Source organism: Sphingobium sp. PAMC28499, from assembly GCF_004795815.1.
Classification (GTDB): Bacteria; Pseudomonadota; Alphaproteobacteria; order Sphingomonadales; family Sphingomonadaceae; genus Sphingobium; species Sphingobium yanoikuyae.
This window is the reverse complement of record NZ_CP039248.1, coordinates 459777-480191: the sequence shown is the minus strand read 5'-3', so window position 1 is coordinate 480191 and position 20415 is coordinate 459777. Positions and strand designations below refer to the sequence as shown.

The 20415-nt window shown below is 66.6% G+C and carries 18 protein-coding genes; 12 read left to right on the top strand and 6 right to left on the bottom strand.

The genetic code is table 11. The annotated features are described in order from the left end of the window. The first annotated feature begins 66 nt into the window (after window positions 1-66). The 4 genes from E5554_RS02325 to E5554_RS02310 all read left to right on the top strand — a co-directional run bounded on the left by E5554_RS02325 (window position 67) and on the right by E5554_RS02310 (window position 7658). Window positions 67-1200, top strand: coding sequence for an efflux RND transporter periplasmic adaptor subunit (locus E5554_RS02325; RefSeq protein ID WP_026109107.1), 1134 nt, complete (start codon window positions 67-69; stop codon window positions 1198-1200). A gap of 10 nt (window positions 1201-1210) precedes the next feature. Further along, a complete protein-coding gene (locus E5554_RS02320) occupies window positions 1211-4372 on the top strand; it encodes an efflux RND transporter permease subunit (RefSeq protein WP_010336212.1) in 3162 nt (1053 codons plus the stop codon). Next, on the top strand, window positions 4369-5739 hold the full coding sequence (locus E5554_RS02315; protein ID WP_136185866.1) for an efflux transporter outer membrane subunit: 1371 nt from the start codon (window positions 4369-4371) through the stop codon (window positions 5737-5739). Before E5554_RS02320 ends, E5554_RS02315 begins: the two co-directional genes overlap by 4 nt. A gap of 302 nt (window positions 5740-6041) precedes the next feature. Beyond that, window positions 6042-7658, top strand: coding sequence for an alpha-amylase family glycosyl hydrolase (locus E5554_RS02310; RefSeq protein WP_136185865.1), 1617 nt, complete (start codon window positions 6042-6044; stop codon window positions 7656-7658). A gap of 1 nt (window position 7659) precedes the next feature. Here E5554_RS02310 and E5554_RS02305 read toward each other — a convergent pair whose 3' ends face one another. From E5554_RS02305 to E5554_RS02285, 5 genes are read right to left on the bottom strand one after another with little or no spacing between them, the layout of a single operon-like run. Then, a complete protein-coding gene (locus tag E5554_RS02305; protein ID WP_136185864.1) occupies window positions 7660-8658 on the bottom strand; it encodes a nitronate monooxygenase family protein in 999 nt (332 codons plus the stop codon). Further along, complete coding sequence (locus E5554_RS02300; protein WP_010336216.1) at window positions 8658-9821, bottom strand: acetyl-CoA C-acetyltransferase; 1164 nt, start codon at window positions 9819-9821, stop codon at window positions 8658-8660. The genes E5554_RS02305 and E5554_RS02300 overlap by 1 nt, the downstream gene beginning before the upstream one ends. Window positions 9822-9824: 3 nt before the next feature. Then, complete coding sequence (locus E5554_RS02295; RefSeq protein ID WP_136185863.1) at window positions 9825-10616, bottom strand: enoyl-CoA hydratase-related protein; 792 nt, start codon at window positions 10614-10616, stop codon at window positions 9825-9827. After that, the gene (locus E5554_RS02290) at window positions 10616-11377 is read right to left on the bottom strand and encodes a 3-hydroxyacyl-CoA dehydrogenase (protein ID WP_136185862.1); all 762 of its coding nucleotides are present in this window, start codon (window positions 11375-11377) and stop codon (window positions 10616-10618) included. Before E5554_RS02290 ends, E5554_RS02295 begins: the two co-directional genes overlap by 1 nt. Before the next feature lie 22 nt (window positions 11378-11399). Further along, window positions 11400-12539, bottom strand: a complete 1140-nt coding sequence (locus tag E5554_RS02285) for an acetyl-CoA C-acyltransferase (RefSeq protein WP_136185861.1) — start codon at window positions 12537-12539, stop codon at window positions 11400-11402. Between the two features lie 79 nt (window positions 12540-12618). Between E5554_RS02285 and E5554_RS02280 the strand changes: the two genes are divergently transcribed. After that, window positions 12619-13701 carry an IS110 family transposase gene (locus E5554_RS02280; RefSeq protein WP_247594309.1) on the top strand — a complete coding sequence of 361 codons (1083 nt, stop codon included), beginning with the start codon at window positions 12619-12621 and terminating at the stop codon, window positions 13699-13701. A 34-nt stretch (window positions 13702-13735) separates the two neighbouring features. Here the strand turns inward: E5554_RS02280 and E5554_RS02275 are convergent, their stop codons facing one another. Beyond that, window positions 13736-14860, bottom strand: a complete 1125-nt coding sequence (locus tag E5554_RS02275; RefSeq protein WP_136185860.1) for an acyl-CoA dehydrogenase family protein — start codon at window positions 14858-14860, stop codon at window positions 13736-13738. A gap of 83 nt (window positions 14861-14943) precedes the next feature. Between E5554_RS02275 and E5554_RS02270 the strand changes: the two genes are divergently transcribed. The 7 genes from E5554_RS02270 to E5554_RS22920 all read left to right on the top strand — a co-directional run bounded on the left by E5554_RS02270 (window position 14944) and on the right by E5554_RS22920 (window position 20288). Continuing rightward, on the top strand, window positions 14944-15579 hold the full coding sequence (locus E5554_RS02270) for a TetR/AcrR family transcriptional regulator (RefSeq protein ID WP_004209084.1): 636 nt from the start codon (window positions 14944-14946) through the stop codon (window positions 15577-15579). A gap of 112 nt (window positions 15580-15691) precedes the next feature. Further along, window positions 15692-16231 carry a nuclear transport factor 2 family protein gene (locus E5554_RS02265; RefSeq protein ID WP_136185859.1) on the top strand — a complete coding sequence of 180 codons (540 nt, stop codon included), beginning with the start codon at window positions 15692-15694 and terminating at the stop codon, window positions 16229-16231. Window positions 16232-16242: 11 nt separating this feature from the next. Next, complete coding sequence (locus tag E5554_RS02260) at window positions 16243-17121, top strand: SDR family NAD(P)-dependent oxidoreductase (protein WP_136185858.1); 879 nt, start codon at window positions 16243-16245, stop codon at window positions 17119-17121. A 1-nt stretch (window position 17122) separates the two neighbouring features. Then, window positions 17123-17671: a nuclear transport factor 2 family protein gene (locus tag E5554_RS02255; protein ID WP_136185857.1), complete on the top strand. Its 549-nt coding sequence runs from the start codon at window positions 17123-17125 to the stop codon at window positions 17669-17671. A 163-nt stretch (window positions 17672-17834) separates the two neighbouring features. Beyond that, complete coding sequence (locus tag E5554_RS02250; protein WP_136185856.1) at window positions 17835-19283, top strand: NAD-dependent succinate-semialdehyde dehydrogenase; 1449 nt, start codon at window positions 17835-17837, stop codon at window positions 19281-19283. Window positions 19284-19302: 19 nt separating this feature from the next. After that, window positions 19303-19980, top strand: coding sequence for an SDR family NAD(P)-dependent oxidoreductase (locus E5554_RS02245; RefSeq protein ID WP_136185855.1), 678 nt, complete (start codon window positions 19303-19305; stop codon window positions 19978-19980). A 137-nt stretch (window positions 19981-20117) separates the two neighbouring features. Beyond that, window positions 20118-20288 carry a hypothetical protein gene (locus E5554_RS22920; RefSeq protein ID WP_155276487.1) on the top strand — a complete coding sequence of 57 codons (171 nt, stop codon included), beginning with the start codon at window positions 20118-20120 and terminating at the stop codon, window positions 20286-20288. Window positions 20289-20415: the final 127 nt, after the last annotated feature.

Here is a 20415-nt window from a genome sequence, read left to right as displayed (position 1 = left end):
GGATACGCCTCAAATCGCGATCAGGCGATCGTCGGCGCTGCCTGCCGGCGGTAACGATGTGAAGCCATGCCCATTTTCACAGAGCTCCGGAGCCTCCGGGTCGCACCGATCGCATTATGCATCCTGATCACCGCTTGCGGACAGGAAAAGGCGCCAAAGAAAGGGCCTGTGGAAGTGGGCGTGGTGACGCTGGCGGCACAGAATGTGACCGTCTCGTCCGAATTGCCGGCGCGCACCGTGTCGACCATGCAGTCGGAAGTCCGACCGCAGATCACCGGCGTGATCCAGAAAAGGCTGTTCACCGAAGGATCGATGGTGACGGCGGGGCAGCCGCTCTACCAGATTGACGAACGGCTCTATCGCGCGTCGCGCGACGAGGCGCAGGCGGCACTGGTGAGCGCGCAGGCGACGGCGGTAGCGGCACAGGCCAAGGCACAGCGCTATCGCGGCCTTGGCGATACCGAGGCGGTGAGCGCGCAGGACCGCGACGATGTGATCGCGACGGCGCGCCAGGCAGCGGCCGCCGTGGGCCAGGCGCGCGCCTCGCTCGACACCGCCAATGTGAACCTGACCTTCACCCAGGTGCGCGCCCCGATCAGCGGCCGGATCGGCCGCACCCTCTTCACCCCCGGCGCGCTGGTGACCGCCAGCCAGACCGATCCGCTGACGACGATCCAGCAGCTTGACCCCATCTATGTCGACGTCACCCAGTCGAGCAGCCAGTTGCTGCAGCTGCGGCGATCGCTGGCGGCGGGCAAGACGCTGCCGGCCAGCGCGACGATCCGGCTGAAGCTGGACGATGGCAGCGAATATCCGCTGGAAGGGCGGATCGAATTTGCCGAGCCGATCGTCGATGTCGACAGCGGCACGGTGACGCTGCGCGCGCGCTTCCCCAATCCCGACGGCATGCTGCTGCCCGGTATGTTCGTGCGCGTCGTCGCGCCCCAGTCGGTCGTGCCCGGCGCGATCCTGGCGCCGCAGCAGGGCATCGCCCGCGACGCCAAGGGCAACGCGACCGCGCTGGTCGTGACCAAGGACAACAAGGTCGAGCGCCGCACCGTCACCGCCGCGCAGGCGATCGGCGACAAATGGCTGATCACCGCAGGCCTGAAGGCCGGCGACCGGCTGATCGTCGAGGGCACCGACAAGGTCCAGCCCGACGACAAGGTAAAGCCCGTCGCCGTCGCGGCGAAGAAGTAGGAGAGGCCCGGTGCTGAGCCGCTTTTTCATCGACCGGCCGATCTTTGCCTGGGTCATCGCCATCGGCATCATGCTGGCGGGCCTCGGCGGCATGCTGTCGCTGCCAGTCGCCCAATATCCCGACATCGCGCCGCCGGGCGTCGGCATCAGCGCCACCTATCCGGGCGCGTCGGCCGAAACGGTCGAGACCAGCGTTACCCAGGTCATCGAACAGCAGCTGACCGGCATCGACGGCCTCATGTATTTCTCCTCCTCGTCGACATCGACGGGGCAGTCGCGCATCACCGTCACCTTCCAGAAGGGCACCGATCCCGACACCGCGCAGGTGCAGGTGCAGAACCGGGTGCAGCAGGCACTGAGCCGCCTGCCCAGCGCCGTGCAGCAGCAGGGCCTGTCGGTCACCAAGCAGCAGACCGACTTCCTGATGCTGGTGGGTCTCTATGACGAGACCGACAATGCCACCCAGGCGGACATTGCCGACTATCTGGTCAATAATTTCCAGGATTCGATCGCCCGTATCGACGGCATCGGCGCGACCCAGATCTTCGGGTCGCAATATGCGATGCGCATCTGGCTGGACCCCTATAAGCTGGCCGCGGTCAAGCTGATGCCGTCGGACGTCGAAACGGCGATCAAGGCGCAGAATATCGAAGTGTCGGCCGGCCAGATCGGTGCCGATCCGGCACCGGCGAACCAGCAGATCAACGCCACCGTCACGGCGCGTGCGCGCCTGGAAACGCCGGACCAGTTCCGCAATATCGTGGTGAAGACGCAGAGCGACGGGTCGGTCGTCCACCTGTCCGACGTCGCCCGCGTCGAGCTGGGCAATGAAAGCTATACCACCAGCGCGCGCCTCAACGGCCATCCGGCATCGGGCATGGCGTTGCAGCTGGCGCCGGGCGCCGACGCGCTCAAGACCGCCGAACTGGTGAAGGCGCGCGTCGCCGAACTGGGCGGCAACCTGCCGCACGGCTACAAGATCGTCTATCCGCGCGACACCACGCCCTTCATCAAGCTGTCGGTCGAGGAAGTCGTGCAGACGCTGATCGAGGCGGTCGTGCTGGTCGTCATCGTGATGTTCGTCTTCCTGCAGAGCTGGCGTGCGACGCTGGTGCCCGCGATCGCGGTGCCGGTCGTGCTGCTCGGCACCTTCGGCATCCTTGCGCTGTTCGGCTATTCGATCAACACGCTGACCCTGTTCGGCATGGTGCTGTCGATCGGCCTGCTGGTCGACGACGCGATCGTCGTGGTGGAAAATGTCGAGCGCATCATGGAGGAAGAGGGGCTGTCGCCCCGCGACGCCACGATCAAGTCGATGATGGAGATTGGCAGCGCGCTGGTCGGCATCGCACTGGTGCTGTCGGCGGTGCTGCTGCCCATGGCCTTCTTCGGCGGATCGACCGGCGTCATCTATCGCCAATTCTCGATCACGATCGTGTCGTCGATGCTGTTGTCGGTCGTGGTCGCATTGATCCTGTCGCCGGCCCTGTGCGCCACCATGCTGAAGCCGATCGACAAGGCGCATCGCGAGAAGGGCTGGTTCGGCAAGTTCAACCGCTGGTTCGAGCGGCTGACCAATGGCTATGTCCGCCGCACCCAGGGCGTGATCGGCAAGCGGGGTATCTTCTGGGGCCTCTATGTGGTGGTGCTGGGTATATTGGTCGTGCTGTTCATGCGCCTGCCCACCAGCTTCCTGCCGGTCGAGGATCAGGGCCAGGTGATGGTGCAGGTCACGCTGCCGTCCGGCGCCAAGTCGAGCCGCACCAATGCGGCGATCGACCAGGTGCAGAGCTATTTCCTGAATGACGAGAAGGACAATGTCGCCTTCGCCTTCATCATGACCGGCTTCAGTTTCCAGGGGCAGGGCGAGAATGTCGGCCAGGGCTTCATCAACCTGGCGCCATGGGACGACCGCAAGGGCAAGACGAACGAGGCCGGCACGATCGCCAACCGGGCGACCAAGCAGCTGGGCGCGATCCGCGATGCCAAGGTGCTGGCGATGACGCCGCCGGCAATCCGCGGCCTGGGCCAGTCCAACGGCTTTACCTTCGAACTGCTGAACAGCGGCGGCCTCAGCCGCGAGCGCTTCCTGGAGCTGCGCAACCAGCTGATCGCGTCCGCCCAGCAGGATCCGGTGCTGGCTGGGGTGCGGGCGGCCTCGCTGGAGGATACGCCGCAGCTCAAGATCGACATCGATACCGAGAAGCTGACCGTGCTGGGCCTGACCCAGGCCAATGTCGACGATGTGCTCAGCTCCGCCTGGGGCAGCACCTATGTCAACGACTTCGTCGATCGCGGCCGGGTGAAGCGCGTCTATATGCAGGCCGACGCCCCCTATCGCGCCTTGCCGAGCGATCTCGACAACTGGATGGTGCGGTCGAGCACGACCGGCGAGATGGTGCCCTTTTCCGCCTTCGCCACCAGCCATTGGGTGATGGGGCCGAGCAGCGTGCAGCGTTTCAACGGCCTGTCCTCCTTCGAGATCCAGGGCCAGTCGGCGCCGGGTGCCAGCTCGGGCGATGCGATGGACCGGATGGTGGCACTGCAGAAGCAGCTGCCGGCCGGCACCAGCTATGCCTGGAGCGGCCTTAGCTATCAGGAGCAATTGTCCGGCGGACAGGCGCCCCTGCTCTATGGCCTGTCGGTGCTGGTGGTATTCCTCTGCCTCGCTGCACTCTATGAAAGCTGGTCGATCCCGCTGTCGGTGCTGCTGGTCATTCCGCTCGGCCTGATCGGTGCGGTGCTGGCGGTGACGCTGCGCGGGCTGGAGAATAATATCTTCTTCCAGGTCGGCCTGCTGACCACCATGGGTCTGGCGGCGAAGAATGCGATCCTGATTGTCGAGTTTGCCGAACTGGCGCATCGCAATGGTCGCAATGCGCTGGAAGCGGCGCTGGAGGCGGCGCGGCTGCGCTTCCGTCCGATCCTGATGACCAGCCTGGCCTTCATCGCGGGCGTCATTCCGCTCGCCATCGCCACCGGCGCGGGCGCGCAGAGCCGCGTCGCGATCGGCACGGCGGTGGTCGGCGGCATGGTGACGGCAACGGTGCTGGCGATCTTCTACGTCCCGCTCTTCTTCGTCTCGATCGCCCGCCTGTTCGGCATGGACAAGAAGAAGCCGGGTGGCGAGCCGCCGGCCCAGGAACCGCCCGTGGACGGAGTGCCCGCATGACCCGCGCTGCATGGATGATGATGCCGCTGTCGGCGCTGGTGCTGGCCGGGTGCGACATGGCGCCCAAATATGTCCGGCCGCAAACGCCGGTGGCGCCGGCCTTCCCCACGGGTGAGGCCTATGCCCCGGCCAGCGCCGAACCCGCGGGCCTGCCCTGGACCGCGCTGATCGGAGACACGCGGCTCAAGACCGTGATCGATCGGGCGCTGGCCAATAATCGCGACTTGCGGGTGGCGCTGGCCAATGTCCAGTCGGCGCGGGCGCAATATAAGGTCGAGCGGGCGGCGCAGCTGCCGACGATCACGGGTGACGCGGCGGCGAGCTTCAGTCGCCAGAACGACAATCGGCAGAACAGCTATAGCGCCGATGTCGGCTTCAGCGCGTTCGAGATCGACCTGTTCGGCCGGGTCAAGAATCTGACCCGATCGGCGCTCGAATCCTATCTGGCGACGCAGGAAGGAATGCGATCGACCCGCATCACCCTGATTGCCGAGACGGCGAACGCCTATGCGACCATGGCGGCGGACCAGGAATTGCTGGCCCTGTCGCGCCAGACGCTGGCGAGCGCGGAGCGCAGCCTGAAACTGACCCAGACGCTGAACACATCGGGCCTGGCCGGCAAGCTGGACGTGCATCAGGCCGAAACCACGGTGGAGCAGGCGCGCTCCGACATCGAGGCGAATGTCACCCAGGTGGCGCAGGACCGCAACGCGCTGGAACTGCTGGTGGGCGCACCGGTCGAGGATGCGTTGCTGCCGCAATCGCTCGATAGCCTGTTGCAATCGACCGCGAAGGTGCCAGCCGGTCTCTCCTCCGACGTGCTGCTGCAGCGGCCCGATGTGCTGCAGGCGGAACATCAGCTCAAAGCCGCCAATGCCGATATCGGCGCGGCGCGGGCGGCGATGTTCCCCAAGATCAGCCTGACCACGGCGATCGGCGTGGCCAGCTCGGCCCTGTCTTCGCTGTTCAGCGATGGCGGCTTTGCCTGGTCGGCGGCACCATCCGCCAGCATGCCGATCTTTGGCGGGGCCGCGCGCGGCAATCTGGACTATAGCAAGGCGCAGCGCGACCTCTATGTCGCGCAATATGAGAAGGTGATCCAGACCGCCTTCCAGGAAGTGTCGGACGGGCTGGCGCGGGCCGGCACGATCGACCGGCAGCAGGCGGCGCAGCAGGCGCTGGTGACGGCGAACCAGCGCTATTATGCGCTGGCGGACCAGCGCTATCGGGCGGGCATAGACACCTTCCTCAATTCGCTGACCAGCCAGCGTTCGCTCTACAGCGCGCAGCAGTCGGCGATCGCAACTGAGCTGGCGGCGGTGCAGAATCGCATCCTGCTCTACCGGGTGATCGGCGCCGACCAATAGGCGCCGATCCGCCCTCTTCTCCCGCTTTTCCATGCCTGCGAATCCTGTTATTCTGCGCGCATAAAGAAGAAGGAGAGGGCCATGGCATTTCTGGCTCGGTGTCTGGACTGGCTGTGCGGCATCTGTGCATCCGCCGCGCAGGATGAGTGCGTCATCAACCAGCTGATTTCCAGCGTGACGCGATCCCGACATACGCCCTGATCCCTTCGCAGCCGCAACATAGTTCTTCACCTGCGCGCGCCGCCGTGTAGACTGGCGCTGCGGCATGATGCGCCGCAGGCTTGGGACATGGGGTGGCGCAAATGGCTCCCGACAGTCGTGATGCAGGCGATCGGCCCTGGTGGAAGGGCGCGGTCCTCTATCAAATCTATCCCCGCAGTTTTCAGGATTCGAACGGCGATGGCATTGGCGACCTGCCGGGCATCACCGCGCGGCTGGAGCATGTCGCCCGGCTGGGCGTGGACGCGATCTGGATTTCGCCCTTCTTCCCCTCGCCGATGCGCGATTTCGGCTATGACATCGCCGATTATTGCGGGGTGGATCCGATCTTCGGCACGCTCGCCGATTTCGACGCGCTGGTGGCGCGGGCGCATGAACTGGGCATTCGGGTCACGATCGACCAGGTCTATGCTCATAGTTCCGACCTGCACCCCTGGTTCGCGCAGAGCCGGCAGGACCGGGACAATGACAAGGCGGACTGGTTCGTCTGGGCCGATCCCAGGGCGGACGGCACCCCGCCCAACAACTGGCAGTCGGTGTTCGGCGGCCCGGCCTGGACCTGGGACGCGCGGCGGCGGCAATATTATATGCACCAGTTCCTGACCAGCCAGCCGCAGCTCAACGTTCACAATGTTGCGGTGCAGGATGCGCTGCTGGGCGCGATGCAATTCTGGCTGGACCGGGGCGTCGACGGCTTTCGCCTCGATGCGCTCAACCATGCGATGCACGACCCGGAATTGCGCGACAATCCGCCCGCGCCCGAGGGGGAAGGGCCACGCACCCGGCCGTTCGACTATCAGATTCGCCGCTACAGCCAGTCGCATCCCGGCGTGGTCGATTTCGTCGCGCGCATCCGGGCACTGACCGATCGCTATGGCGCGATCTTTACCGTGGCGGAGGTGGGCGGCGACCTCGCCGAGCAGGAGATGAAGGCCTATACGGCGGGCGAAGGCCATCTCAACAGCGCCTATGGCTTCAACTTCCTCTATGCCCCGGCGCTGACGCCGGGCCTGATCGCGGACACGCTGGCGCGCTGGCCGGACGAACCGGGCATGGGCTGGCCGAGCTGGGCGTTCGAGAATCATGATGCGCCGCGCGCCCTGTCGCGCTGGTGCGCGCCGGAGGATCAGGCGGCGTTCGCCCGGCTCAAGATGCTGCTGCTGATGGCGCTGCGCGGCAATGTCATCCTCTATCAGGGCGAGGAACTGGGCATAACCCAGGTCGATATCCCGTTCGAGAAATTGCAGGATCCCGAGGCGATCGCCAACTGGCCGCTGACCCTGTCGCGCGACGGCGCGCGCACGCCGCTGCCCTGGTCGGTCGATGCGGCTGAGGCGGGCTTTACCGATGGCGAGCCCTGGCTGCCGCTGGGCGCGGAGAATGTCGCGCGGGCCGTGGCGGCGCAGGAGGGCGACCCCGCGTCGCTGCTGCACTTCACCCGCGCGATGATCGCGCTGCGCAAGGCGAATCCGGCGTTGCGCCATGGGCGCCTGGATATCATGCGTGCCGACGACCAGTGCCTGGCCTTCCGCCGGGTGACAGAGGCCCAGGCGCTGACCTGCATCTTCAACCTGTCGCCGACACCCGCGCCCTGGCCGGAGGAAGTGGAAGGGCGCGGCGCGATCATCGCGGCGATTGGCGATGCCGCGCCGGGGATGGCATTGCCGCCGTATGCGGCGCTGCTGCTGGCGCAGGATTAGGTCAGCCTACTGCCGCCAGTTCCGGCGTGATGAAGCCGGCAAGGCGGTGTTGGATGATGGCGGTAGCGTCGTCGACGATGCGGGTGATGAGATCCTGGCAGGTCGGGATGTCGTGGATCAGGCCCTGAATCTGCCCGGCCCAGATCAGGCCCGCGTCCAGATCGCCGGTTTCGAGTGCGACCCGGCCCTTGGCGCCCGACACCAGAGGCTGGATGTCGGGGAAGACCGATCCTTCGCGCAGCGAGATTTCGACCACCTCGTCCGACACGCTGTTCTTGGCGACGCGAGCGCTATTCTTGAACTTGCGGAAGATGAGGTTGGTGCCGCGCTCGTCATTGTCGACCAGGAATTGCTTCACATTCTGGTGGATCGGCGCCTCGACCGTGGCGCAGAAGCGGGTGCCCATGTTGATGCCCTCGGCACCCAGCGCCAGCGCGGCGGCAAGGCCCCGGCCGTCGCCGAAGCCGCCGCTGGCGATCATCGGGATGCTGAGCTTGTCGGCCGCCGCCGGGATTAGGATGAGGCCGGGAATATCGTCCTCGCCCGGATGACCGGCGCATTCGAAACCGTCGATCGAGATGGCATCGACGCCCATCCGTTCGGCTGAAAGGGCGTGGCGGACGGCGGTGCATTTATGGACGACGATGATGCCATGCGCCTTGAAATCATCGACATGTTCCTGCGGCTTGTGGCCGGCGGTCTCGACGATCTTGACGCCGCTGTCGATGATCGCCTGGCGATATTCCGCATAGGGCGGGGGATTGACCGAGGGCAGGATGGTGAGGTTCACGCCGAACGGCTTGTCGGTCATCGTGCGGCAGCGATCAATCTCGCGGCGCAGATCGTCCGGCGTCGGTTGGGTGAGCGCGGTCAGAATGCCCAGGCCCCCGGCATTGGAGACGGCAGCGGCCAGTTCGGCGCGGCCGACCCACATCATGCCGCCCTGCACGATCGGATGCTCGATGCTGCACAATTCGGTGAAACGCGTCTTCAAAGCCATCACAGTGCCTCCACGATCGTCACATTGGCGATGCCGCCGCCTTCGCACATGGTTTGCAGGCCATAGCGCTTGCCCCGCGCCTTGAGCGCATGAACGAGCGTGCTCATCAGCTTGGTGCCCGATGCGCCGAGCGGATGGCCGAGCGCGATCGCGCCGCCATGGACGTTGAGCCTGGCCGGATCGGCGCCGATCGCCTTGAGCCAGGCCATGGGGATGGAGGCGAAGGCCTCGTTCACCTCGAACAGGTCGATATCGTCGAGTTTCAGGCCCGATCGTTCGAACGCCTTGCGGGTGGCGGGGATCGGCTCCTCCAGCATGATGACCGGATCGCCCGCCGTGACGGTCAGGTTGACGATGCGAGCGAGGGGCGTGAGGCCGAAGCGCTTGATCGCCGCTTCGCTCGCCACCAGCACGCCCGACGCGCCATCCGTCATCTGGCTGGCATTGGCGGCGGTGATGGTGCCGCCTTCCTCCAGCGTCTTGACGCTGGCCATCGCCTCCATCGTGCCGCCGCGGCGCACGCCGTCGTCGGTGTCGAAAATACCCTCGGGCGTCAGCACCGGCACGATCTCCGCCTTGAAGGCGCCGCTGTCGATCGCGGCCGCCGCCTTGGCGTGGCTGGCGAGCGCATAGGCGTCCATATCCTCGCGGGTGAAGCCATATTTGTCGGCGATCGCCTGCGCGCCATGGAACTGGCTGAATTCGGCGACGCCATAGCGTTTCTGGATGCTTTTGGGCCAGGGGCCGTCGCCCAGACCGGCGGCAGCGTGGAGCTGGAAATTGGAGCCCATCGGCACGCGGGTCATGCTTTCGGCGCCCGCCGCGATCACCAGATCCTGGGTGCCGGACATGATCGCCTGCGCCGCGAAATGCAGCGCCTGTTGCGAGGAGCCGCATTGCCGGTCGATCGTCACGGCGGGGACGCTGTCGGGCAGCTTGGAGGCGAGGACGAGGTTGCGGCCGAAGGCGAAGCTCTGTTCGCCCGCCTGGCTGACGCAGCCGACGATGACATCCTCGATCGCGGCGGGATCGATGCCGGTACGATCGACCAGCGCGTTGAGAATGGTGGCGCCCAGATCGGCGGGATGAACGTCGATCAGCCCGCCCTTGCGGGCGCGGCCGCCGGCGGTGCGGACGGCATCGACAATATAGGCCTCGGCCATGGATCAGGCTCCTCTGAAATTCGGGGGACGCTTGGCGAGCAGGGCGGCGAGCCCTTCCTGCGCCTCGCCGGCGCCGGCGACCGCCATCGATCGCAATTCACGGTCGAGCTGGGTCTCGAAACCGGTGTCGAAACTGTCGTGCAGCAGGGTGCGGGCGGCGCCATAGGCCGCCGTCGGCGCGTCGGCGAGGCGGGTGGCGAGCGCCAGCCCTTCGGCCTCCAGCGCGTCATCATCGACCAGCCGGGTGATGAGGCCGATGGCTTCGGCTTCCTCGCTTTTGATGCGGCGGTTGGTGAGGATGATTTCCTGCGCGCGGCGCAGGCCAACGAGGCGCGGCAGCAGCCAGCTAAGCCCACCATCGGCAGTGAGGCCGATCGCGCCATAGGCGGCGGTATAATGGGCCGAGCGGGCGGACAGCACGACATCGCCCAATATGGCGAGGCTGAATCCGGCGCCCGCCGCCGGGCCGTTGACCAAAGTCACCAGCGGCTTGGCCATGCGGGCGAGGCGGGTGACCGCGGCGTGGAAGGTGGCGATGAGTTCGGCGAGGACGGTGGGGAGCTGCGCGCCCGCGCCGCCCATCAGCGCGACATCGCCGCCGGCGCAGAACAGCTTGCCATTGCCGGTGAGGACAACGCAGCGGACCGCCGCATCGCCCTCGCAGCGGATGGCGGCGTCGAGCAGCGCGCGGGCGAGCGGCAGATCGATCGCATTGCCGACCGCTGGCCGGTCGAGCGTGATCCGGGCGATGCCGTCGGCGATCGCCAGCGTCACGCCGCTGCCCGACCCGCTCATCAGCGCGGCGCCATGCGGATGGCGCCGTCGAGGCGGATCACCTCGCCATTCAGCATCGGGTTGCGGACGATTGATTCGACCAGCTGGGCATATTCGGCCGGTTTGCCGAGGCGGCTGGGGTGGGGCACCTGCGCGCCCAGCGCATCCTGCACATGCTGGGGGAAGGCCTCCAGCATCGGGGTCAGGAAGATGCCCGGTGCGATCGTCATGACGCGGATCTTGTGCTGGGCGAGATCGCGGGCGATCGGCAGGGTCATGCCGACCACGCCACCCTTCGACGCGGAATAGGCGGCCTGGCCGATCTGGCCGTCATAGGCCGCGACCGAGGCGGTGTTGACGATGACGCCACGCTCGCCGTCCATCTCCTCGGCCGCTGCCGCGCGGGCCGCGAATTTGGAGATCATGTTGAAGGTGCCGATCAGGTTGACGGTCACCGTCTTGGCGAAGCTGTCGAGCGGATGAGGCACATTTTCCTTGCCCACCGTCTTCACGGCCGGGGCGATACCGGCGCAGTTGACGAGGATGCGGGCGGTGCCATGGGCGGCTTCCGCCGTGTCGAGCCCGGCGGTGACGCTGGCATCGTCGGCGACGTTGACGCCGACATAAAGCCCGCCGATTTCGGCGGCGACCGCCTTGCCGGCTTCCTCATTGAGGTCGAAGATCGCGACCTTGGCGCCCTGCGCCGCGAGCATGGTCGCGGTGGCACGGCCGAGGCCGGAGGCGCCACCGGTGACGATGGCGGCCAGTCCTTTGATATCCATTATCTGTCCTCTCCCGGCAGAATTATACGAGTTCGACGGCCATGGCGGTGGCTTCACCGCCGCCGATGCAGAGGCTGGCGACGCCGCGCTTGAGGCCGCGTGTTTCCAGCGCGCCCAAAAGGGTGGCGACGATGCGCGCGCCCGATGCGCCGATCGGATGGCCAAGCGCGGTGGCGCCGCCATTGACGTTGAGCTTGTCGGCCGGGATGCCCAGTTCCTTGGCGGCGATCATCGCGACCACGGCAAAGGCTTCGTTGACCTCGAACAGGTCGACATCCTCGACCGACCAGCCGGCCTTGGCCAGCAGCTTGCGCATCGCGGGCACCGGCGCGGTGGTGAATTTGGCGGGCTCATGGGCATGGGCGGCGGTGGCGACGACCTTCGCCACCACTTTAAGGCCCTGCTTTTCCGCGACGCTCTGGCGGGTCATCACCAGCGCGGCGGCGCCGTCCGAAATGGACGAGGCATTGGCGGCGGTGATGGTGCCATCCTTGACGAAGGCGGGCTTGAGGCCGGGGATCTTTTCCGGCCGGGCCTTGCCGGGCTGTTCGTCGGTATCGATGATGGTGTCGCCGCCCCGGCCCGAAACAGTGACCGGCGTGATCTCGCGGACGAAGGCGCCGCTGCCGATCGCCGCATTGGCGCGGTCGAGCGAGCGGATGGCATAATCATCCTGGTCGGTGCGGGTGAACTGATAGTCGCGCACGGCCTCTTCGGCGAAGACGCCCATCGCCTTGCCGGGTTCATAGGCATCCTCCAGCCCGTCCATCATCATCGTGTCGATGATGCGGTCATGGCCGATGCGCGCGCCGCTGCGGTGCTTGGGCAGGGCATAGGGGGCGTTGGTCATGCTCTCCATGCCGCCGGCGATGACGATGTCGGCCGCGCCCGATGCCAGCGCCTCATGCGCCATGATCGCCGCCTGCATGCCGGACCCGCACATCTTGTTGACGGTCGTCGCCTCGGTATTGAGGCCGAGGCCTGCGCCGAGCGCCGCCTGGCGCGCGGGTGCCTGGCCCAAGCCGGCGGGCAGTACGCAGCCCATGTAGATGCGATCGATGGCGTCGGTGGCGACGCCGGCGCGCTCGACCGCGGCCTTCACCGCCGTGGCGCCGAGATCGGTCGCCTTGACCGCCGAGAGTGCGCCTTGGAACCCGCCCATGGGGGTGCGGGCATAGCTCGCAATTGTCTGTTTGAGATAGGCTATGGCTGTGTGATCCGCTGAGGATGCGCCGGGCCGGGTGGCCACCCGGCCCGGCGCGCGGCCGGATCGACCGTCTCGCAATAGGGCTCGTCGCCCGTCGTCATCATGGTCGTCCGGCCGCTGTCTTGCAATGCTTGATGAGTTGAAGGGGCTGCCCTCGCGCATGCCCGCAGACAATCGCAAGCCTGTCAGGAGCCTGCCCATGATCACCCCCACCTGCTTTATCGGCTGCGATGTCGGCAAAAAGGAGATCGCCGTCTTTCACAGCAATGGCGGCGCCAGCTACATCCTGCCCAACCAGCCTGAAGCGTTGGCGCGTTTCGTGCAAACCCTCGATCCGGGCTGCCTCGTCCTGTGCGAGGCGACCGGCGGCTATGAAGCGGCCCTGTTGGACGCCCTGTATAGCGCCGGCCATGCCTGCCACCGCGCCGATGCACGCAAGGTGAAGGCCTTCATCCGTTCGCTCGGCACGCTTGCCAAGACCGATGCCATCGACGCGCGTATGCTCGCCCGCTACGGGCAGGAACGCCATGATCGCCTGGCCCGATGGAAGCCCTGGCCGGCCGAGCAGCAGAAGCTGCACGCCCTCGTCATGGCGCGACGCGATATCGTCGCGGCCATCACCGCCTGGAACAATCGCACAAAGGCCCCCGGCGCCGCGGACATCCAGCCGCTCATCGATCCCATCGTCCACAGCTTCAGGACCCAGCTCAAGGCCATCGACGGCGCCATCGCCACCCTCGTTCGGCACAGCCAGATCGCCGCAAGGGCTCGCACCCTGCTCGCCATCCCCGGCATCGGCGCCACCACCGCCTACAGCCTGCTTGCCCTCATGCCCGAGTTGGGCACCCTCTCGCGTAAACAGGCCGCCTCCCTCGCCGGCCTTGCGCCCCATCCCCGCCAAAGCGGATCAAAGGACGCCTATCGCCGCGTCAGGGGCGGCCGACCCGCCGTCCGAAACGCCATCTTCATGGCCGCACTCGCCGCCGTCCGATCTCACCCCCTCATCAAGCCCTTCTACCAACGCCTCATCCAAAACGGCAAAAAGCCTATCGTCGCCATCACCGCCGTCATGCGAAAGCTCATCACATTCGCAAATGCCGCACTCAAACTGAGTTGATGACTACCGGATCGTCCTGCATCGAAATACTCCTTCAAAGGCTGCGCGCAATGACCATGCGCTGGATGTCCGACGTGCCTTCGTAAATCTGGCACACGCGGACATCGCGGTAGATTTTCGCGATTCCGAATTCTTCAAGATAGCCATAGCCACCCAGTGTCTGCATCGCGCCGGATACCACCGCCTCGGCCGCTTCGGAGGCGAACAGCTTGGCCATCGACGCCTGGGTGAGCGCGGGCTGGCCACTGTCCTTCATCGCGGCAGCGGACAGGACGAGCTGGCGCGCGGCCTCTAGCCGGGTGGCGAGGTCGGCAAGGCGGAAGCCGACCGCCTGATGCTCGATGATCGCCTTGCCGAAGCTCTTGCGGTCCTTGGCATAGGCGACTGCAATCTCCAGCGCCGCCTGGGCCATGCCGACGCACTGGGCGGCAATGCCGATGCGGCCGGTCTCCAGATTGGCCAAAGCGATGCGATAGCCCTGGCCCGGCTGGCCGATCAGCAGATCATCCTCGACGAACATGTCGTCGAACCGCAGCGCGCAGGTGTCCGACGCGCCCTGGCCCATCTTGTGCTCGACCTTGTCGACCGCATAGCCGGGCCGGTCGGTCGGCACGATGAAGGCGGACAGGCCCTTCTTGCCGGCGTCGGGATCGGTGACGGCGATGATCATCACCAGCCCGCCAATCTTGCCGGAGGTGATGAACTGCTTGGCGCCGCTGATGCGCCAGCCGCCATCGACCTTGACCGCGCGGGTGCGCACGGCCGAGGCGTCGGAGCCGGCGTCGCTTTCGGTGAGGGCGAAGGCGCCGATAGTGCGGCCGCCGATCAGCTCGGGCAGGAAGCGGGCCTTCTGCTCTTCGCTACCATCCTTGAGCAGGCCCGAGACGAGGATCGAATTCTGGATCGAGACGATGGTGGAAAGGGCGCCGTCGGCAGCGGCCAGTTCCATCAGGGCGAGGGCATAGGAAACCGAATCCGCCTCCGCGCCACCATAGGCTTCGGGCGCGGTCATGCCCCAGAGGCCAAGGCCCGCCATCTCCTCGAACAGTGAACGGGGATAGCCGCCCTCCGCCTCGAACCGGGCGCTATGCGGGCGGATCGTCGCCTGGGCGAAATCCCGGACGGTATCGCGAATCGCGCTCTGGATTTCGGTCAGCATAAACCCTTGCGTCTCTCCTATACTCATGAGTAGGTTGCGCCTGTTGCGATTTCTTGTCAACAGGCGGCATGGAGGAACAGCGAGTGTCGGCGAAAAGCGCAGTGGCGATCCCGTCTCCCTTCCGCACGCGGGAGGAAAAGGCGCGCGAGCGGGAGGAGAAGCGCGAGGCGGTGCTGCGCGCGGCGGTGCGCATGTTCAACGCGCGCGGCTTTCATGCGACCTCGCTGGACGATGTCGCCGCGAGCCTGGGGATCAGCAAGCCGACCATCTATCATTATCTGGGCAACAAGGAGCAGGTGCTGATCGAATGCGTCACCCGCGGCCTGGAGATGCTGCGCGCGGCGGCTGATGAAGCGCGCGCGGGGGAAGGCAATGGCCTGGCCCGGCTCGGCTATTTCCTGCGCCGCTATGGCGCGGTGATCATGGATGATTTTGGCGCCTGCGTGGTGCGGACGGGTGACGAATGCCTGTCGGCCGAAGGCGCGATCCTGTTCCGATCGCGCAAGCGCGACATCGACCTCGCCATGCGCGGGCTGATCGCCGACGCGGTGGCGGACGGGTCGATCGCCCCGGTCGACGTGAAGCTGGCGGCCTTCACTTTGGCCGGCGCACTCAACTGGTCGGCGCGCTGGCGCGATCCGGCGGGCGCGATGAGCGCCGAGGCGATCGCGGCGGCGCAGGTCGATCTGCTGATCGCGGGGCTCGCCCCGCGCGGCTGAGGCTGCCCGCTTCTCTCCTGTCCGAATTGGTCAAGCGACGCGCCATGGCGCGCGCCTATGACCGGCCCATGGACAGACAGCCCGCCATGACGGGCGCGAAGGAGAGGGCCGGATGGATATTGCCGCGACGCAGGTGCAGGCGATGCTGGACCGGGAGGCGATCCGCGATTGCCTCGCCCGGCTGGCGCGAGGTGAGGACCGGCGCGACCCCGATCTGATCCGGGCCTGCTGCTGGCCCGACGGCAGCACCGACTATGGCGTGTTCGCCGGCGATTTCGACGCCTATCTCGCCTGGGTGGTGCCCGGCGCCGATGCGATCCTCTGCACCCAGCATCTGCTGGGGCAGAGCGTCATCGATCTGGCGGGCGACACGGCGCGGGGCGAGACGCAGGTCCAATCCCATCATCGCATCGACATGGGCGATGCGCAGCGCGATGTCATGATCGGCGGCCGCTATCTCGACATTTTCGAACGGCGCGAGGGCCAGTGGCGGATCGCGCGGCGCACCATGCTCTATGACTGGGTGCAGGATATCGGCGTCTCAGCCGACTGGAGCCAGGGCGTGATGGGGATGGCGTTCAGCGCGCCGCATTTCACCGGCCGCGCGAACGGCGATCACAGCGTGCGCTTCTTCGCGCGCGAAACCGACTGAGGGAGAGGATCATGAATCCGCTGGACGACAAGGTCGCGATCGTCACCGGCGCGAGCCGGGGCATCGGCAAGGGGATGGCGCTGGCGCTCGCCGAGCAGGGGGCGACCGTCTATGTCACCGGGCGCACGGTCAAGGCGGTCGATCATGAATTGCCGGGCACGGTCGGCGAGACGGCGGCGCAGTGCGATGCGCGCGGCGGCCGCGGCATTGCGGTGCAGGTCGATCATGGCGACGATGCGCAGGTTGCGGCGCTGTTCGACCAGGTGCAGCGCGAACAGGGGCGGCTCGACCTGCTGGTCAATAATGCCTTTGCGATCCCCGAGGATCTGACCGTGCCGGGCAGCTTCTGGGAAAAGCCCTTGTCCAACTGGGACATGGTCGATGTCGGCGTCCGTTCCAATTTCGTCGCCGCGCGCCATGCCGCGCAGATGATGGTGCCGCAGGGTTCGGGGCTCATCGTGGCGATATCGGGCTATGTCGGCGTCACCTATACCTATGGCGTCGTGTTCGGTACTGCCAAGTCGGCGGTCGATCGCATGGCGCGCGATATGGCGATCGAATTGCAACCCCATGGCGTCGCCTCGCTCTCGCTATGGCAGGGGCTGACCATGACCGAGCGGGCACAGCGCAACATCGCCGCCAATCCGGCGATGAAGGCGCTGACCGTCACCAATCCGCTGGTCGGCTGCTCGCCCGAATTTCCCGGCCGGGTGATCGCCGCGTTGTTGGCCGATCCGGCGATCATGGCGCGATCGGGCGGCACCTTCATCACCGCGGAGCTGGCGCAGGCTTATGGCATCACCGATGTCGACGGGAAGACCATCCCGTCGCTGCGGGCCGAGCGCGGCGCACCGATCTGGCAACCGATCGCCCCGCGGACGGAGGCATAGGATGGCCGCGGATCGCCAGGCGCGGATCGATGCGCTGCTCGACCGGCAGGATATTGTCGACTGCCTGACCCGGTTCAGCCGGGGCATGGACCGGTTCGACCGCAACCTGTTCCTGTCGGCCTTTCATGATGATGCCACGGTCGCGGCGGGCAGCTTCGTCGGCGCGCCCGATGCGCTTTATGCCTGGGCCAGTGCCCTGCACGAGGGCGGGCAGGTGGCGACCCATCATAATCTGCTCAACATGACGATCGATATCGATGGCGACGGTGCCCATGCCGAAACCTATTATCTGTTCGTCGGCCGCAACCGGGACGAGAGTAACTGGATCGCCGGGGGCCGCTATCTCGATCGGCTGGAACGGCGCGATGGCCAGTGGAAGATTGTGCTGCGCACCAACATGATCGAATGGTCCGGGCTGGTGCCGACCCTGCCGCTACCCTTTGGCGATATAGCGGACCTGCATGCCAATGGCGCGCCGGCACGGGACAAGAGCGATCCTTCCTATCAGCGGCCGCTGGTCAATCGGCGGGCGCTGCATATTCCCCAATAGCGCGCATCGCGGGGTCGATCCTTGGGCGGGGACATTCTGTCCACGTTGACGCCGCCTGCCGCGCATCCCACCTTCGCATCGAAATGGGGCCATGCTGCGTTGGACGCAGCGACGGGCGCGCCCTGCGCCCCTTGCCCTACATCCTGCCGAAGAAGGTGATCCGATGACCATAGCCCTTGCCGACCCCAGCCTGCTGCGCGAACAATGCTATGTCGACGGCCAGTGGATCGGCGCCGCCAGCATCGACGTGACCGATCCGGCGACGGACGAGCGGCTGGCCGGCATTCCCGCGATCGACGAGGCGGGAACACGCGCGGCGATCGAGGCGGCCGAGGCGGCACTGCCAGAGTGGAAGGCGAAGACGGCGGCCGAACGCTCGCGCATATTACGCCGCTGGTTCGAACTGCTGATCGAACATCAGGATGACCTGGCGATGATCCTGACCCGCGAGCAGGGCAAGGCGCTGACCGAGGCCAAGGGCGAGATCGCCTATGCCGCCAGCTTCATCGAATGGTTCGGGGAAGAGGCCAAGCGCATCTATGGCGAGATCATCCCCAGCCATCGCGCCGACAGCCGCATCGTCGTCATCAAGCAGCCGGTCGGCGTGGTCGCCGCGATCACGCCGTGGAATTTCCCCGCCGCGATGATCACGCGCAAGGCGGCGCCGGCGCTGGCGGCAGGCTGCACCATGGTCTTGAAGCCCGCGACCCAGACACCGCTCACCGCGCTGGCGCTCGCCGTGCTGGCCGAACGGGCGGGCGTGCCCAGGGGGGTGTTCAACGTCGTCACCGGATCGTCGCGGGTGATCGGCGCGGAACTGACCGGCAACCCGCTGGTGCGCAAGCTGAGCTTCACCGGATCGACCGAGGTTGGCAAGACGCTGATGGCGCAATGCGCGCCGACGATGAAGAAGCTGTCGATGGAGCTGGGCGGCAATGCGCCCTTCATCGTCTTTGCCGATGCCGATCTGGATGCTGCGGTCGAAGGCGCGATCGCGTCCAAATATCGCAACAGCGGCCAGACCTGCGTCTGCGTCAACCGCATCCTTGTCCAGCGTGACGTCGCGCCGGCCTTTGCCGAGAAGCTGAAGGCGGCCGTCGCGAAGCTCAAGGTCGGGCCGGGTACGGAAGCGGGCGTGACCCAGGGGCCGCTGATCGACGAGAAGGCGGTCGAGAAGGTCGAGGAACATGTCGCCGACGCGCTGGCCAAGGGCGGCACGCTGGTGAGCGGTGGGCATCGCCACGCACTGGGCCACAGCTTCTTCGAGCCGACCATCATCTCCGGCTGCACGCCGGAGATGAAGCTGGCCGACGAGGAGACGTTCGGGCCGCTTGCCGCGCTCTTCCTGTTCGACACGGAAGAGGAGGCGGTCGCGCTGGCCAACGCCACCGAAGTCGGCCTGTCGGGCTATTTCTACACCCGCGACCTGTCGCGCGCCTGGCGCGTGGGCGAGGCGCTGGAGGTCGGCATGGTCGGGATCAATACCGGCCTGATTTCGACCGAGGTCGCGCCGTTCGGCGGCATCAAGGAATCGGGCATGGGCCGCGAAGGATCGCGCCATGGCATCGAGGACTATGTCGAGATCAAATATCTGTGCATGTCCGGGATCTGACGCAGACTATCGAAAGGGGATGATGATGGCGGGAGTGGTGGCGGTAACCGGTGCGGCCGGTGCGCTGGGCCGGGCGGCGGTGCAGGTGCTGCGCGCGGCCGGCTGGACGGTGGCGGGTATCGACCTGGGCGCGGTTACGGCCGATGGCGTCGACCTGGCGCTGGACGGCGTTGACCTGTCCGACGAGCAGGCGGTGGCCGGCGCGGCGGACAAGATCGGCGAAGCGCTGGGCGGCCTCGACGCGCTGGTTAATATTGCCGGCGGTTTCAGCTGGGAGACGGTGGAGGATGGCTCGGTCGCCACCTGGGACCGGCTCTATGGCATGAATGTCCGCACCACGCTGATCGCGACTCGCGCGCTGTTGCCGCTGCTGCGCGATGGCGGCGGGGCGATCGTCAATATCGGCGCGGCGGCCTCGGTTAAGGCGGCGGCCGGCATGGGCGCCTATGCCGCGTCCAAGGCCGGCGTGGCGCGCCTGACCGAAGCGCTGGCCGAAGAACTGAAGGATGCGGGCGTGCGCGTGAATGCGGTGCTGCCCAGCATCATCGACACGCCGGCCAACCGCGCCGACATGCCCGACGCGGATGCCAGCCGCTGGGTCTCGCCCGAGGCGTTGGGAGGGGTGATCGCCTTCCTGCTGTCGCCCGCCGCTGCGCCGATCACCGGCGCGCTGATCCCGGTCACTGGCCGGGTCTGATCGCGATCGACCGGTTGCCGTTGCAAGGCGCGCAACCGGTCGATGGCGTTTCGTGCAACTGGCCTTGGCGCCTTTGCATTTGCGAAAAAAGCCGGGGAGGACCAGATGAACCTCGATGCTGCGACGCAGCAATATTCTTGTCTGAGGTTCTTATGTTTTCGCTCATCTCGCTCTATTTCGCCTATCGCCGGGACGTCGTCACCGCCGAGCGTTATATCGCCGCGCTGACCCCCGCTGCCGAGCCGGTTTCGGCCGACGTCGTGACTTTCCCGGTCGCCAAGGAAGAAAAGCTGGCCCGCGCCGCCTGATCGGCGCGCCAGCTGACGACTGACTACCTCTCCCGCTGACTGCCCATTTTCGGGGCAGCGCCGCGGCCAGAAGGCCGCCAAGGGATCGCCACAGCGCTAACAGCGCCGGCCCGCCGCTCCGCCATTG